This window comes from Streptomyces sp. KM273126, assembly GCF_004337435.2.
Classification (GTDB): Bacteria; Actinomycetota; Actinomycetes; order Streptomycetales; family Streptomycetaceae; genus Streptomyces; species Streptomyces acidicola.
Window position 1 is genome coordinate 2,666,844 of record NZ_SJXB02000001.1, and the last position, 15,098, is coordinate 2,681,941.

General features: G+C 62.8%; 10 protein-coding genes and 1 pseudogene. 5 read left to right on the forward strand and 6 right to left on the reverse strand.

Annotated features, from left to right (window positions below):
• Nucleotides 1-8: 8 nt before the first annotated feature.
• From E0500_RS11475 to E0500_RS11490, 4 genes and pseudogenes are all read left to right on the forward strand, one after another.
• Nucleotides 9-194 carry a hypothetical protein gene (locus tag E0500_RS11475; protein ID WP_086562769.1) on the forward strand — a complete coding sequence of 62 codons (186 nt, stop codon included), beginning with the start codon at nucleotides 9-11 and terminating at the stop codon, nucleotides 192-194.
• Nucleotides 191-2,269, forward strand: a complete 2,079-nt coding sequence (locus tag E0500_RS11480; protein WP_131558662.1) for an AAA family ATPase — start codon at nucleotides 191-193, stop codon at nucleotides 2,267-2,269. The genes E0500_RS11475 and E0500_RS11480 overlap by 4 nt, the downstream gene beginning before the upstream one ends.
• Nucleotides 2,269-2,742, forward strand: a complete 474-nt coding sequence (locus E0500_RS11485) for a DNA phosphorothioation-associated protein 4 (RefSeq protein ID WP_131558663.1) — start codon at nucleotides 2,269-2,271, stop codon at nucleotides 2,740-2,742. The genes E0500_RS11480 and E0500_RS11485 overlap by 1 nt, the downstream gene beginning before the upstream one ends.
• Before the next feature lie 1,608 nt (nucleotides 2,743-4,350).
• Nucleotides 4,351-5,107, forward strand: a pseudogene (locus tag E0500_RS11490) (IS630 family transposase).
• A 108-nt stretch (nucleotides 5,108-5,215) separates the two neighbouring features.
• On the opposite strand, the gene E0500_RS11495 reads toward E0500_RS11490, so the two are convergent.
• The 5 genes from E0500_RS11495 to dndB all read right to left on the reverse strand — a co-directional run bounded on the left by E0500_RS11495 (nucleotide 5,216) and on the right by dndB (nucleotide 12,212).
• Complete coding sequence (locus E0500_RS11495; protein ID WP_131558665.1) at nucleotides 5,216-6,958, reverse strand: DUF262 domain-containing protein; 1,743 nt, start codon at nucleotides 6,956-6,958, stop codon at nucleotides 5,216-5,218.
• 132 nt (nucleotides 6,959-7,090) lie between these two features.
• Nucleotides 7,091-7,471 (reverse strand): DNA sulfur modification protein DndE, encoded by a 381-nt coding sequence (gene dndE / locus E0500_RS11500; RefSeq protein ID WP_131558667.1) that lies wholly within the window; start codon nucleotides 7,469-7,471, stop codon nucleotides 7,091-7,093.
• The gene (gene dndD / locus E0500_RS11505) at nucleotides 7,461-9,491 is read right to left on the reverse strand and encodes a DNA sulfur modification protein DndD (RefSeq protein WP_131558669.1); all 2,031 of its coding nucleotides are present in this window, start codon (nucleotides 9,489-9,491) and stop codon (nucleotides 7,461-7,463) included. The genes dndE and dndD overlap by 11 nt, the downstream gene beginning before the upstream one ends.
• A complete protein-coding gene (gene dndC / locus E0500_RS11510; RefSeq protein ID WP_131558671.1) occupies nucleotides 9,478-11,076 on the reverse strand; it encodes a DNA phosphorothioation system sulfurtransferase DndC in 1,599 nt (532 codons plus the stop codon). Before dndC ends, dndD begins: the two co-directional genes overlap by 14 nt.
• Nucleotides 11,073-12,212, reverse strand: coding sequence for a DNA sulfur modification protein DndB (gene dndB, locus E0500_RS11515; protein WP_309505026.1), 1,140 nt, complete (start codon nucleotides 12,210-12,212; stop codon nucleotides 11,073-11,075). Before dndB ends, dndC begins: the two co-directional genes overlap by 4 nt.
• A 231-nt stretch (nucleotides 12,213-12,443) precedes the next feature.
• Between dndB and dndA the strand changes: the two genes are divergently transcribed.
• On the forward strand, nucleotides 12,444-13,616 hold the full coding sequence (gene dndA / locus E0500_RS11520) for a cysteine desulfurase DndA (protein ID WP_131558673.1): 1,173 nt from the start codon (nucleotides 12,444-12,446) through the stop codon (nucleotides 13,614-13,616).
• Nucleotides 13,617-13,629: 13 nt separating this feature from the next.
• Here the strand turns inward: dndA and E0500_RS11525 are convergent, their stop codons facing one another.
• Nucleotides 13,630-15,066 carry a DNA phosphorothioation-associated putative methyltransferase gene (locus E0500_RS11525; protein WP_131558675.1) on the reverse strand — a complete coding sequence of 479 codons (1,437 nt, stop codon included), beginning with the start codon at nucleotides 15,064-15,066 and terminating at the stop codon, nucleotides 13,630-13,632.
• Nucleotides 15,067-15,098: the final 32 nt, after the last annotated feature.

The following is a 15,098-nucleotide window of genomic DNA, read 5'->3' on the forward strand; positions in this document are numbered from 1 at the left end:
AGTAACCCGTGAGCGACGAAACAGCCGGCCAGCCTCCCGCACGAACGGTGCGCGACGTCCTGAACGAGCTGCCGCGGGAAGCCAAGATCCTCGTCCAGAAGGTCATCGACCTGGAGACCGAGAACATCCACATCAGGGAGACGACCAAGGTCGTCCCGAAGATCGTCGACGCCGTGAGGGAGCTGACCAAGTGAAGCTGCTCAAGCTGACGCTGAAGAACTTTCGCGCCTTCTACGGTGAGCAGGTTCTCGACCTGTCTGTGGAGGAGGGCAAGCCCGCCGTCCTCATCTTCGGTAACAACGGTGCCGGCAAGACCACCCTGCTCAACGCGTTTGCCTGGGCCCTGTACGGCACCTTCTCGGAAGACGTGGAACAGCAGCATCGCGTCATTCACGACAAGGCATGGGCGGACACGGCGTTCGGGGAGGACATTACGGCCTCCGTTCGGCTGGACTTCGCGCACGACGGGACCCGGTTCTCCGTGGTCCGGCACGTCACTGTTGTCAAGGAGAAGGCGGAGCAGGAGCCAGTCGAGCCTGAGCTGACGGTCACGGAGATCGGGACGGATGGCGAAGCCCAGAGCATCCTCAACGGCCAAGATCGGATCGAGAAGATCCTGCCCAAGGGCCTGCGTCAGTTCTTCTTCTTCAACGGTGAGCGCATGGAGAAGATGTTCTCTGGCGACGTGAAGCGGGAAGGCGAAGGCAAGAACCAGGAGGTCCAGAAGGCCATCAAGACCCTTCTCGACTTGGAGGCCATCGAGCGTGCTCTGGAGGACCTGCCGAAGGTCTCCCGAAAGCTCGCCAGCGAGATCGACTCCAAGGAGGACAGCAGGCTGAAGCAGCTGTCCGACCATATGGACCACCTCGCCACCCGCGAGAAGGAAGAGGTTGCAGAGATGCTGCGCCTCTCCGGCGAAATCAGCGCCTTCCAGAAGGAAGTCCAGGCCATTGACCGCGCCCTGCTCCAGAACAGGGAGGCGGAGCCGCTCCAGAAGAAGCGGGACTCGCTGACCCGCCGGATCAAGGCCGCGCACGACCGGCACATGGAGTACAAGAGCCGCAAGCGCGAGCTGCTGTCGCGGCACGGCTTCTTGGCTCTGACCAGCGGGATCGACACTAAGGTGATTGAGCTCGCGGACGAGATGCGAGAGCGCCGCCAGCTGCCCGCAGGCATCCAGCGCAGCTTCATCGAGGACATTCTCGAAGCCCAGCTGTGCTTGTGCGGCCGTGAGGTCCGCGAGGGGACCCAGGAGTACGAGGAGCTGGACAAGCGCAAGTACAACGCCGGCCTCGAGGACGTCCAGGAGAGCTGGATGCGGGTCAGCGGCAAGATGAAAAACCTGGAGGAGAGGCGCCAGGAGATCCTGGAGCAGCTCACCCTCAACGCTTCCGACATTCAGCAGGCAGACGCAGAGATCAGCGAGCTGGAAGAGGAACGCTCCGATGTCGATCGGCAGCTGGAGGGGGTGAATATCCAGGACGTCCAGCGCCTCATCGAGCGCCGGAAGAACTACGCCTCCAAGGAGACCGACGCCCGCGTCGCGCACAAGGAGGCTGAGAACAAGGTCACCTCGATCAAGCAGGAGACAGAGGCCACAGGCCGTCAGTACCGGAATGCTGAGGTCAAGAGCGAGAAGGCCCGCAAGGTTCAAAAGCAGGTCGAACTCGTCGAGAAGGTGCGTGCCGCGCTGAAGGAGATCCTCGAGATCAAGACCGAGGAGGTCCGCGACCAGCTCGACAAGAAGGTCAAGGAGGTCTTCTCCCGGATCTTCATCAAGAGCTACGTACCCGAGCTGAACGACGACTTCGAGCTGGAACTGCACACCGCGAGCGGAGTGGCCATCCGCTCCACCGGTGAGAACCAGATCCTCGGCCTCAGCTTCGTCGGCGCGGTCTCCGAGGTTGCCAGGAACATCAGTGCTCGAAAGAAGAATAGGGGGGAGGCGACTATCGAGACCGGCAGCGGCGGTGTCTACCCGGTCGTCATGGACGCCCCCTTCGGCAGCCTCGACCTGACCTATCAGGAAGAGATCTCCAAGGCCCTGCCGGCGCTGACATCCCAGATCATCACCCTGCTCTCGCAGTCGCAGGCGCGGGGCAAGGTTCTGGAGAACCTCCAGCAGGCCGCCAATCAGATGTACGTACTGCGCTCTTACACGCCGAACCAGTCGGCGGGCGAAGAGACGATCGTGATCAACAACCGTGAGGTTCCGTACGTGTCACACGGCGACTTCGAGCACACTGTTCTGGAGAAGGTGACCTTCTGATGGCCTACACAGACCGATTCCGCCGGCCCAAAGAGCATGAGGAGCTGCTCGGTAAGCTCACCGACAGAAAGACCGGGACATTTGCGACCATGGTCGAGGCGATGATGTTCGCAGCGCTGCTCGGCCGCCGCCGAGGCGAGCGCAAGCCGTTCGACCAGGCTGACGAGCCGATCCGCCTCGCGCTCATGGAGAGCCGGGACTACGGGGAGGTGCTCCTCGACATGCTCGGAGCTGTCGAGTGCCCCGACGACCCGAAGATCCTCAGCGCGGACCGCCAGCCTGAGCGGGTACTCATCTTCGAGGAGTACGCGAACGCTGGCCTGTCCCACCTGCAGACCCTTATAAATCGTCAGTCCGACCAGGACCTTGACACGATCATTTCGAACCTCGTCCTCGAGGGGCTTAGGGCGCCGCTGGAGGACGAGAAGGACGACGTTGGCGACATCCTCGCCAGCGCTGACCTGGACTGGTAAAGCCGCTACCTCAGGGCAGGGTCGACAGCCGGAAGCCGTACGGCTATCAACCCTGCCCACCTCTGTTGAGCAGAGTAGCTGGTCTCGTGTTCATGGGGCGGGATGTCTCCGATGGCGGTGTGAAGCAGCTGGTTGTTGAACCAGTCGGCCCACTCTGCGGTGGCCGCGGCCTCGATGCCCAGGTCCGCGGCGACCGCATTCATAACGGCCCACCCGGTGGGGTGGCTGTGAATAATTTCCGCGACCATGCGTACCGCGCACTCGCGAAACTCGGCAGGGTAAGAGGACGGGCGGGTCATGACTTGATTCGCTCAGGGAATCGAGCCTTCAATTAGCACCGAAGCGCTTCATGCCCTAATCCACTTGATGCCGATAGGGTCAACGTGCTCGGAAGTTATGCGACTCCTGAAAAGACGCTGAAGCTGATCCCAGATGGTCAGCCGGCGTCACCTGCGCCTCACACACGACTTGGCAGCGTGTCCCTACTATTGCAGTACATCTGCCTGCTACCGGAAGGCCGTGATCAGTGCAGCCAGGGAAGTTACCAGGGTGGCAACTGCCGTGATTGTGGCCGGAGTTATACGCCCCTTCAAGGGGCCCTCGTTACTCTGACCACCAGACGCGCTCCGGCCCTCATCCCGCAGGGACGTCGAGGTGCAGCAGTGATCGTCGCCAAGCGGATTGTGCACGTTGCTCCTTCCTTTGGGCTCATGCGGTTGCCACATAGCAGGTGAAAGCGGAGCCCAACTACCCCTCCCCCTCGGCTGTAGCGAGCCAAAGGGAAGAGGAACGACCATGACGGGGTAACTCTGACACCATCCGAGTCATACCGCTTTGGAATCAGACGTTCTCACAAACAGCTATACGTAGCTGTGCGTAACAGTTTTTGATTTATAAATTCAAGCCGCCTGGATTCGATCCGCCGTTGCGACACCCGAAACCATGTTCGTGCAGCAGCACGCCAAGTCGCAGTGCACTTCGCGAACGGTGCGACTTGGCGTCTAGGTGCCAGTCGAGGAAATCCGGAAGGGGGGATTCCCTCGACTGGCACCCTAAAACTGCTGGTCCGGAGGGTGACACTCGCGGAAAGCGAAGCGACACCTCATATGGGTTACTTCATTCGAGTGCCGGGCGGTGCGCATGATGGCTGCCCTAAGTCTCGGAACTTTTCTTTCCGTTTTCATTCAGAATGAAGCCTGGATCCGCTGCATTGCAAAGTGAAAACCCTCACGCTACATCGATGAGAGCTCTTTCGTTACAGAGAGTGTCGGCCGAAAATCATCGAGGTTGTTGGAGGCATATTGATTTTTCGGCGAGAGGGTCAGGAGTCTGATAGTGAGCAACCGGATAGCGTTAAATGCCACTTATTGATCCGAAACGGTAAGCGTTCCGGGTCGTCGAATGCTGCGTGAGTGAACTGGTGGGGGAGGCGCTGACTGCGCGGCGCGTGGGCGGCGCGTGGGTGAGCATCAGGTGCTGTCCGGGGTCGAGCAGGCAGCAGTGCGGCAGGCGATTTTGGATCACTTGCCGTGTGACCTGGGTCTTCGTGGCCAGTTGCGGACGCGTGGCCAGGTGGGTGAGCTGATTGCGAAGCTGTATCGGGTGCGGATGACCGAGCCCGGGGTCGGCAAGTACCTGCGGCGCTGGGGACCTATCGTTCCAGCGGCCCGACAAGCGCGCGGTCGAGCAGAACCGGAGGCGGTGCGGACCTGGCTGGAGGAGACATGGCCGGCGATCCGGGCGACGGCGAAGGCCGAGAACGGTGAGGTGCTGTTCGCCGACCAGGTCGGAATCCGCTCTGATCAGGTCACCGGTCGCACCTGGGGCGAGAAGGGCCGCACCCCCATCGTGCGCTGCACCGGCAATCGGTTCTCCGTGAATGCGATGTCCGCGATCAGCGCGAAGCGCCGGATGTACTTCATGGTGTTCACCGAGACCTTCGACGCGAAAGTCATGTGCCGCTTCCTCGGCCGGCTCATAGGCCACTTCCGACCGCAAGATCCACCTCGTGGTGGACGGTCACTTCGCACACCGCTCTCACGTGGTCCGCACATGGCTGGCCGACCACTCCGACAGGATCGAGCTGCACTTCCTGCCCTCGTACTCGCCCGAGCTGAACCCCGACGAACTCGTCAACGCCGACCTCAAACGAAGCCTGCCCATGAGCAGCAGGGCCCGCAACCAGGCCCAACTCGTAGCCGAGACGCGTAGGTTCTTCCACCGCCGCCAGCGCCAGCCCCACATCGTCCGCGGCTACTTCGGCGGCCCCCCACGTCCGCTACACCCTCGAAGAGAACCGTTTGAGTTTCTGATCAATAACGGTTTCAGCCTCAGCACTATTTTTGTATTCGAGAGGATGCAGTAGAAGGGTAGGCGGGGGGGGGGAGTCGCGCTTCAGCCTCGACCGGCTGACATTTCACGTCCTTTGGCGTTTGAGCCGGTTGAGGAATGGATTCTTCGTGCCTGCCGTAGTTCAGCGCGGCCAGGTCTTGACTGCGAGTCCGGCAAGGACGGTCTGCCGGAGCCGGATGCTGTCCGGGGTCCACTCGCTCTTCTCGCTGATCTTTCTGGTCAGCTCGAAGCCCGATGCCTTGAAGACCTCGGCCTTTTCGGCAAACGACTTGTTCCCGATCTTAGAGTTCACTCCAGCCTGCAGGAGCACCATGTTGCCAATGCGGTAGACCCAGCTGGCGGCGTCCTGCTTGTCCCCGCTCTTCTTGATGAAGTCCTCCCAGTCGGCTTCCTTGGCGTTCTGCGGGAATACGTGCTCCAGATTGACCTGGCTCGGGTTGCTGTTGGGGACGAACTCCGGCTGGGACTCCTTTCGCCTTGTCGTTTCCAGGGCGCTCAGGTAGTATCGGGCAAGTTTGGAATCGCTTCTTCCGATGGTGGCGAGCGCGAACTGCTCCCTGAAGTCGGTGTCGGAGGGGATTAGGTCCTCTACGCGCAGTCGGACCTGCGCGGTAGTGGTGACCTCGCCTTTCCGGATGGCGACCGCGATCTGAGAGTACTGGTCCTCGAAGCGGCCGCGGTTCATCATGCTCATAATCATGCCGCGCACTGACCAGTTCACCATGGCCCGGAGGAGCTTCTCGAGCTCGTGGGAGTGGAAGTGCTCGACTGCCGCCAGCAGGAGGATCTTGTTGGGAACTAGGTCGAACATGGCGAGTGTGTCGAGAGCGGGACGGTGACCGTTGCCGCTGCACTTGGTCGCCCAGAAGTCGCTCTCCGGGTTGGAGAGCGCGGTGTAGGCGTGTGTGGCTGACAGGAGGTTCTCCGAGAAATGTAGCGCCTCCTGTCGATGGGTCACCTCCTTGCGCATCTCTGCGTAGAGATCGCGCTCGGTGATCTTGCCAACCTTCGAGCTCCAGTAGTGGCGCAGGAACTTGGTGAACTTCGCATCGGCGGCCCCGAGCTGTAGTGTCCCGAGTGACTGGTGCCAGTTGTTCCGCACCGCGTTGAGGTTCTGCTGCTCGCCGGCGGCTCCGAAGAGGTGGTTCTTCAGGAGGTCCGCGGTGGTCAGGTCGGCGCCTCGATTGTTGAGAGTCTCGAAGATCACGTAGGCGTCTGCCTCGGTCGGGGTCTCGACCACGGCGAGCTGCGCCCGGTGCTGGATGTAGCTCACCCATTTCTCGAGGACGTTGGCCGCGTCCATCCCATGCAGGCTGCGGAACTGCGAGATCTTTTCCCGGAAGAACCGGTACGCCTTGACGATGTCGGAGTCGGTCCTCGCGGGTTTCCCCGGGAGTGCGGTCTCGGTGGTGATCCCGAGGAAGTCGAGGTTGTCGTTCTCGTTGAGCTTGAGGTGCGACTCTGCGTACCTGTCGTTCCATGCCTTGCTGGCCAGGAAGGTGCGGCTGATGCCCACAGCCTGGGAGTCGTCCGCCTTAAGCAGGTTCCCCTCCAGGGTTCGCAGCTCGTCGCGGATGGCAGCGATCAGGAGGGAGGAGGTGACCAGCCGCTGCTGGCCGTCGATGATCCGCTTCCGAGTCCCGTCGCCGTCCTGGGTGATCACAATCGTGCCGAAGAAGTACTCCTCCTTCGCCCCGCCGTTGATCGCCCGGTTCAGGTCGGTCCAGTAGTCGAGGACCTCCTGCTCCACCTTCCAGCAGTACGAGCGCTGGAACTGGGGAACGACCAGGCGATTGTTGCGCAGAACCTCACCGATGCCGACGAGGTAGAGCTGAAGCGAGGTGCTGCCGTGTCCCGATGCCATACAGGGCAGTTTAAGTGTCAATGAGTTAAGTGGATCTGTGTTTTCTGATGACTGGTCGCCATCGTGTGGAGGTGCAGAAAAGGGCCGACCCGCGCAGGCGAATCGGCCCTAAACTGGTTGATTCTTGACAATTCAGACGGTTGTTACGGCCCCGATCAGCCCCTCGATGGCTGTCATCTCCTTGTGCGCACCCAAGTACCCGACCCCCCGCGCCAGATGGATCGTCAGCGTATTGGAGACGTTCTCGTCCGTCGGCTCCAGGCCGTCGGCCACGCAGCGCTGCTTGAGTAGGGCGAGGTAGAGGTCGCCGTGGGGTCCGGCGAAGGTCTTCCAGGACATCTCGACGTTGGAGTCGGTGACGACCTCACGAACCAGGGGGGTAGAGGCGTCTGCCAGGGAGAGCGCCAGGGCCCAGCGGCACAGGACGTTCCACTGGGTGATGCCGGTGGTGTGCTTCAAACGGCTCAGGCGGTCCTTGCTTGCGGTGGCGAGGCGGATGTTCTCAAGCGACATTGCTGGCTCCTACGTTCCACCAGTAACCCTCGACGACGCTGGTGGTGAAGGTGGTGTCGTCGTGGACCAGGGTGTAGGTGTGAGCGACGGACTTCTTGAGGCGGCCAAGCAGGTACTCGTCGATCTCCTCATCCGTGGAGAGAAGGAGGACTTGGTCGCTGGCGTATGGGAAGTATCGGTCCACCAAGTGCTCGCGGTGGCGGCTGTCGAGCCGGCCGAGCGGCGTGTCGATGACGCTGGGCAGGTGGTTGCCGGCGACCTTCATCAAGCCCCAGAGGAGGGAGACGGCGAGTAGCTGTCGCTCGCCCGCGCTGAGACGGCCGGGATCGATCAATTCACCGTTGGTGTCAGCCAGGGTGAGCGTGAATTTGTCGGTATCGATGCGCAGGTCGTTCACCAGGCCCTGCTTGCGCATGAGGGTCTGGAAGCTCGTGAGCATTGCTACCTCAAGGCGGCTGATGTGCCGCTTGAGGAGGGCATCGCCGAACTGTTCCAGCGTCTTCCGGGCCTTCTCCGAGTACTTGATGATCCGCTCGACCTCTTCGGCCTTCACCTTGGTGCGAACGAACTCTTCATGGGCACGCTGCAGGGAGGCAGAGACGTATTCGAGGCGGCGCTTCAACTCGTCGACGTTCTTAAGGCTGTTCTCGTGCGCCTGTTCCAACCGTGCGACTTCCTGGAGCTGGTCTTGACGCTTCTTCTGGATGGCCTCGACCTTGCTCTTGGCCGGTACACCCGCCAGCTGACGCTCCAGCTGCACACTCTCTTCGGCGGCTTCCGCAGCCTGCTGAAGGAGCTCGGCAGCTCGTGCCTTGTCGCGACTGAGTGCCTCGTCGAGTGCCGACAGCTGAGGGAGCGTGTCTGGGGAGAGGCCGAGATCCACCTTGAGGCCAGCGGACTTGGCGCGCTTGGCGCGGTCAGCCTCTAGCTTCTCCATTACAGCGGCCTTCGCCTCGTCAGGGAGCATGTCCAGTAGCCACTGGTCACGCTCTTCGAGCACCCCCAGTACCTGGTGGGACTCGGCTGCCGTCCGCTCGCGACCAGCCTGCTTGCGCAGCTCCTTGAGGTGACTTCCCATCATCAGGAGCGGAAGCGGGCCTGCAGCCAACTGGACGAGGGAGCTGCGGATTTCGGCGAGGCGAGCGGAAACCTGCGCGTACTCGCGCTCGATCTCGACGCGACGCTCGAAGAGGTTTCCGCCCTCCTGCTTGTAGGCAGCCTCCAGCGTTTCGAGAGTGCGCCGAGCTTTGCCGAGCTCGCTGTTGCGCTGCGCGGCCCGCTGTTCTGCGTTCTCCAGAGCGGCGTCGGCCGACTGCCGTTCCTGCTCCTCCGCGTGGATCTTGTCCATCAGGTGCTGCTCTTCGTCCGACAGCTTCTGCCGGCGCTGGAGCGCGAGCAGGTCCGTACGGAGCTGCTGGACGGTGCTGACACCGAGCAGCGAGTGGATGGCCGATTCGATGACCGATGCCGCGCGCTCGGGGTCGGCGAGCGATTCGATCTTCTCTCCGTCGAAAAATGACAGCGAGGCGACTTCGAGGGGGAGCAGGCTCTCGATGTGATCGGCCCACTCCTGGCTGAGAACCCGGCTGAACTTCAGCTCAGGTTCGACGCGTCGCCCCGGCTTCGCCCTGGAGCCGTACTCCTCATCGACGAACGCGTTCACGAATTCCTTGACCGTCGTCTTGCCGCTGGTGTGCCAGCTGCGGACCACCTTGTAGTAGTGCTCCGTGCCGTCCACCGTGACCGTGAACTCCAGAATGATCTGCGCACCGCGGGTCGGGTCGGCCTGCCAGTTGATGCTCTCGCGGAGGTACGTCTCGTATGACTTGCTGCCTCGACCGCTGCAACGTGCTCGCGGCCCGTACAGTGCCAGCTGGATGGCGTCGAGGAGGGTCGTCTTGCCGCAGCCATTGAGGCCGCCGATGAGGACGATCGGCTTGTTCTTCTTGGTGGTCAGATCCAGCGACTGGGTGCCGCGGTAAGCCCCGAACTCTTCGAGAGTGATCTTACGCAGGAGCATCGATATTGGTTTCTTCGTCCAGGGTCAGGTGGGTCTGCGATTCCTCACGCCACTTGTTCTTGCGCTGCGCGAAGTCTATGGCGTCGGCGCTGTCCTCGTAGTAACCCTTCTTTACGGCGCTCTCCAGGGCTTGGAAGAGGCCAGAGCGTCGGGACATTGTCCGGTACTTCCGCTCGACGGAGAGCAGCTCGCGGACCATGTCGTAGTGCAGGTCGTCGTCCCCGCAGAGCTCCTTCAGGAGCTCCATCTCGTCCGCGCCCATGACGAGCTGCTCGTCCAGAGGTCCGCCCGGGAAGTCCTCGCCCGTGGACTCCGCGTAGATACGGGGGAGGGAGTCCTCGACCTCGTGCTTGTCGAAGACCCAGATGCGGCGGATCTCGTGCAGCTCGTCGAGGGTGATCAGTTCGATGTTCTTGACGTGTTCCGGCGCGTTGGCGCGGATCCACGTCTGGGCGTCCAGCAGGTCCTTGAGCCAGTCCTGGCGGAACTTCTGCAGGTACGGGCCGTGGATCGGGACCTCTTCGCCGTCGGTCCTGCGCTTGTAGACCATGACCTTGCCGTTCATGCGGCGGAAGTCTCGGGCCGGTTGGTCAGGGCGGGGGTACGGTAGCTTCCGGCCGGCGGGGAGTCCTTCCTCGCCCTCTTCGAAGTAGCCGAACGGGGCGTCGAGCTTGTCGCGGAGGTCCAGGAGCGGCCTCATCCACTCCTTCTCCTCGTCGTTCTGGATCATCGCCGACATCGACTTGTCCTGCTCGACGAGCGTGCACGTCCAGCACCCGAAGCGGCTGGAGCCGCATGAGGGAGTGGTCGAGTCGACCACTAGCGGGCATTCGCCATCGCCGGAGGCGCCCTGGTACATGGTGAGGAGATCCTGATTGTTGTAGCCCCACGGGTTGGGCTTCTGCATCAGGTACTCCCAGACGTCGTCGTTGGTCCAGTCTTCGACCGGGCTGTAGACGAGGGAGTTGGGAAGGTTTGCATTGGGGGAGAGACGATCACGGACGCGCCGCTTCTCGTGCTTCTCCATGGCACGGGCGCGCGCCTGGCTCTCGGTCTTACGGATACCGAGCACCATGATCGCCTCGCCATGCGCTGCCACGACGTTCCGAATGAAGGAGTTTGAGGGCTTGATCTTGAGGCGCTCGGTGCACCAGCGGAACTTGGGGCGCGGCGCCGGGTAGCCCCGACCGATCAGGTTGACCCAGAAGGTGTCCTTGATCTCCGGCGTCAGGCGATGAGGCTCGATAGGGAGGTCCTGCTTGGCGGCGGCTTTCTCCATCGTCTCCAGTGATGTCGTCACCCACGCCGCGACAACGGGGTTCTCGACGAGGGTGTCGGTGCTGATGACGTGGACCGTCTTGGTGCGCTGCTCCGCCGGCAGAGCGGCAATGGCGTTCCATACGAGCTGAAGGACCGCGGTGGAGTCCTTGCCGCCGCTGTATCCAATGACCCAGGGCACCTGGTCGGCGGTGTAGAGCTCACGAACCTCGTCTGAGAGCTTGGCGATGACCTCTTCGAGGGGTTGCCCGTCGAATGGCTTCCGCCGCACCGGCGTGATGCCGAGTTGTAGAGGGATGGTGCTCATGCTTCGCCTCGCAGGTATGCGTCCTCTACCCGCTGCTCTTCGGCGCTGAGGCCGAGGCGCAAGTGATTGCGCAGGTAGTTGACTGTGAGAGTTACATTTTGGTGGCTTTTGGAAACACGGCCGCCGACGATGGCGCGGCCCTCCCAATCTGCATTTGACCGAGTCCAGTCGACCTTTTTCAGGGGGGAGAGTTTCCGTTTCCATTTACTGGGCGTGGTGGATTCTCGAAGTAGGGAATTTCCGATGCGGCCGAGAGCGTGCAATGCGATTCCGTGACTGTGGATGAAGTCGCGCCGCATCTCGGGTGCCGAGAGCTCTCGCTTGCGAACCATCTCCCACTCGGGAAGCGTCGTGTCGATGTGCTCCCAGTACTCCTGCGCCAGCTCGGCTGCGGCGTCTGCCTCGATCTCCAGGCCCTGCAGGAGGGACTGGGTGCCGTAGTAGAGAGCGCTCAAGGTGAACATCATCCGGGAACGGGCGGAGAGGGTGCTCTTCTCCATCTCGACGTACCCCTTGAAGACCTTGCACTGGCCGGCCAGCGAGCGCGCGACCTGGGCTTCGCTATCCCGGTGGTCATAGAGGACGCCGATGGACCGGGCTGGACGTACCGCGTGCCGGTTGAGGTCCGCGAACATCTGCTGCGAGCGGGCGAGCCCCGCGTCATGGAAGAAGACGATGGCGATCGTCTCGTTGCCGATGTCCGGGTTCTCCTTGAGGGCGTGCTCGATGGCTGCGCGCCGGTGCTGGCCGTCGTTGATCAGGAAGCGGGAGTCCATGGGGATGCGCAGCTGCCCGGTACGGAAGGCGTTGCCGTCGGAGCCGAGATGGTCGAACTCCACGTCGCCGTCGACGGATGCGGTCAAAGCACTGAAGACGTAATCCCCTGGATTGTCCAGAATGTACCTCGTGAGTGCCGGGAGGCGCCCCTTGTTGAGGAGCCGCTGGGCGCGCAGTTCCGGCGAGAGCTCGTCTTCGTCGAAGATAAAGATCTTTGGGATGAGGCGCAGGGGGCACATCGAGACGTAATACTCGCGCCCTGCCTGGATGCCGCGGATCGCCGGGAACGTGTACTCGAACCCCGTTGAGGTGCGCGGAGCTACGACTCGGGGCGCTGGTGTCGCTGCTTTGATCTCCACCCGGCAACCTTAGCGTACGTCATCCGTTTAACGTACGGAGCTTGCTGAAGTTACGTCACCTTCACGTACGTAAGACGCACCGGCATGTCTGGGGGTACGCTCGGCTCGCGCGAAGGACGTTCCTGCCCGGGAAGGCGTACGTCGATGTCTGCGTTGACAACTCTGAGGCGCTGCGCTGTGCGTCAGCCGAGCATGCGTGTACGTTAACGGTTTGACGTACCCGGTAACGGGATGATTGCTCTGGGATGGGTGAGCGCGGTGGTGGCGTATCTGGATGTGGCGGCGACGACCCGTGTGGAGCCGCGGGTGGCTGACGTGGTGCTCCACTGGATGACCGAGGACTTCGGCAACGCCGGCAGCCGCACCCATGAGTACGGAGCCCGGGCAAAGAAAGCGGTCCAGGAGGCCAGGACGTTCCTCGCCGGGACAGTCGGTGTGAGGACCGAAGAGGTCATCTTCACCAGTGGAGCGACGGAGTCCAACAACATCGCGCTGCTCGGCATGGCCCCGTACGGCGAGAAGCACGCCCGGAAGCACATCATCACCTCCGCTATCGAGCACAAGGCGGTCATCGAGCCCCTGCTGCATCTGCAGGAGAAGCAGGGGTTCGAGGTCGACTTCCTGAAGCCCGGTCCCTCGGGGCGGATTTCTACGGAGGCCGTGCTGGAGAAGCTGAGGCCAGACACCCTGCTCGTCTCGCTAATGCACGTGAACAATGAGACAGGCGTCATCCAGCCCGTGGCCGAGCTGGCGGAGAAGCTCCAGAAGACCCAGACTTATCTCCACGTCGATGCCGCGCAGGGGTACGCGAAGGTTCCCGAGGACCTGAAGGCGCCCATCGATTTGACCAGCATCAGCGGCCACAAGATCGGTGCACCCAAGGGGATCGGCGCTCTGGTGACCCGGCGCCGCGGCTGGGACAAGGTGCCGCTGGAGCCGATCATGTTTGGCGGGGGGCAGGAACGAAAGCTGCGCCCCGGGACGCTTCCCGTGCCACTGGTCATGGGGCTGTACGAAGCATCCAAGGTCTTCCAGGAGAACCGGTCGCGTTGGGAACGGGACGCGAAGGAGATGCGGGAGCGGCTGCTCGCCGCGCTCGGGAAGACCCGCTTCCAGATCAACGGCGATGCCGACCATGCGGTCCCGCACATCCTCAATGTGACCTTCGACGGGCTCAATGCCGAGGCCCTGATCGTACGGATCAAGGACCAGGTGGCCGTGGCGACCGGTTCCGCATGCACCAGCGCCTCGTACACGCCGAGCCACGTGCTGACCGCAATGGGCCTCCCGGAGGAGGTGGCCACCAATGGCCTCCGCTTCTCGTGGTTCCCCGGGCAGGTCTCGGACTTCGACCCGGACGGCTTGGCGGAGACGATCGCGTACATGCAACCGGATGCCCCCTGACGGTTTGAGCTGCTCAGTCTTCGGGGCGCTGGACCAGCCGGTGTCCCCGAAGCATGCGACCGCACCTGATCAGTTCGGCCTCCCAGCCATTCTCGGTGCCGATCAGGTGCGGATTCTCGTAGAGGCCGGCGCGTAGCTCGGACTCGGTCAGACGGCGGTAACGCGGAACGTCCGGGTCGTCGGGCGCCAGGAATTCGTGCTTGCGGTGGAGCAGAGGACGGTTGGCAGAGTTCGCGTAGGACATGTGCGAGGTCTCGAGGGTCTTGAGATCTACGAGGTACGAGGACGTGATCCGCGGGTGTGGGTCCTTGTCGAATTCCGGGTAGTCGAGCCAGCTGATGGCTCGCCCCTGGTGCTTCAGCTTGGCGATGGTCCATTCCTGAGGGCGGCCGGCGGCGACGGAGGCGCAGTGCTCGTACAGGCGCAGGACTGTCGGCATCCGGTCGATCGCCCGGCGGTGCACGTACAGCGCGGTCGGGGTGATCTTGCCGACGCTGGATGCGTTCATGGCGCCCCGGATATAGGTGTCATCCCGGAGCTTGAGGAGCAGACGGTCGGAGCGCCTGCAGGCTTCCTTGTACGAGGTGAAGAACGAACGGACGTCGAGCTGGATGCCGAGGGGGAGGCTGCTGAACGGACCTCGGCCGTTGAAGAGCTCGACGGCGAGGAACAGCAACGTGTTCAGCGTCGTGCGCTTGGCGCCCTCGGAGACCCTCTCGGCGTCGGCGGAGTCGCGTATGAGGCGCTTAAGTTCGCCGGGTTTCAGGTGGGCGAGCTGTTCGGCCATCGGCCGGGGCATCTCGTCGACACGGGGCGGGCGGCCACGCCGTTCGACGTAGTCGACCAGCGAGGCGATAGCGGAAGTGGTATCGGCTGAAGCGAGCCACTCGGCGTCGGGGACGATGCGGTGTGCGAGGTAGCCCAGTCGGGCTGAGTCGTCCTTGAAGGCGTACACGATGCCGGGGGCCGCCGATATGCAGCGTGTTTCTGTGACCTCCTCGACGTAGATCCGGAGCTCGTCCGGGCTGAAGAGGTGCTGGAACGTCTGCCGGCTGGTGAGGAGGCCGTCGCCGTACTCCTGGCCGCGGACTTTGGACCGCTCCCAGGTGAGGCGAGCCGAGACGATGAGTACGGAGGTGGCCAGCCTCCATGCCTCCTTGAGCGTCTGCCGACGCTCGACGGGGTCCTCGATGATGTTCAGGACGTAGGTGAGGAGGACGACGTCGGAGGGGGCCACCGGCGCGCTCGAGTTGTAGTAGGGGTCCCAACCGGTGATCTTGCAATCGAGGTGCTGGAGGGAGGCGACGTCGCCGCCTCGGCCGCAGCCGTAGTCGAGGATCGTGCGGTCCGTGTTGAGCTGGCGGTCGGCCAGAGCCTGGCGCGCCGGCACGGAGAGGCTGGAGCGACCGATTGCGGTGCGGCGGCGGTCGCTGTTCCATGACTGCTGCATGTCGGCCTCGTCAGTCGAGGAAGGGGGCGGGT

Bases quoted from the DNA above. Each gene is read 5' to 3' on its own strand.
- dndE (WP_131558667.1), bottom strand. From the start codon at position 7,471: ATGTCGCTTGAGAACATCCGCCTCGCCACCGCAAGCAAGGACCGCCTG.
- E0500_RS11495 (WP_131558665.1), bottom strand. From the start codon at position 6,958: ATGGCATCGGGACACGGCAGCACCTCGCTTCAGCTCTACCTCGTCGGC.
- dndA (WP_131558673.1), top strand. From the start codon at position 12,444: ATGATTGCTCTGGGATGGGTGAGCGCGGTGGTGGCGTATCTGGATGTG.
- E0500_RS11485 (WP_131558663.1), top strand. From the start codon at position 2,269: ATGGCCTACACAGACCGATTCCGCCGGCCCAAAGAGCATGAGGAGCTG.
- dndC (WP_131558671.1), bottom strand. From the start codon at position 11,076: ATGAGCACCATCCCTCTACAACTCGGCATCACGCCGGTGCGGCGGAAG.
- E0500_RS11525 (WP_131558675.1), bottom strand. From the start codon at position 15,066: ATGCAGCAGTCATGGAACAGCGACCGCCGCCGCACCGCAATCGGTCGC.
- dndD (WP_131558669.1), bottom strand. From the start codon at position 9,491: ATGCTCCTGCGTAAGATCACTCTCGAAGAGTTCGGGGCTTACCGCGGC.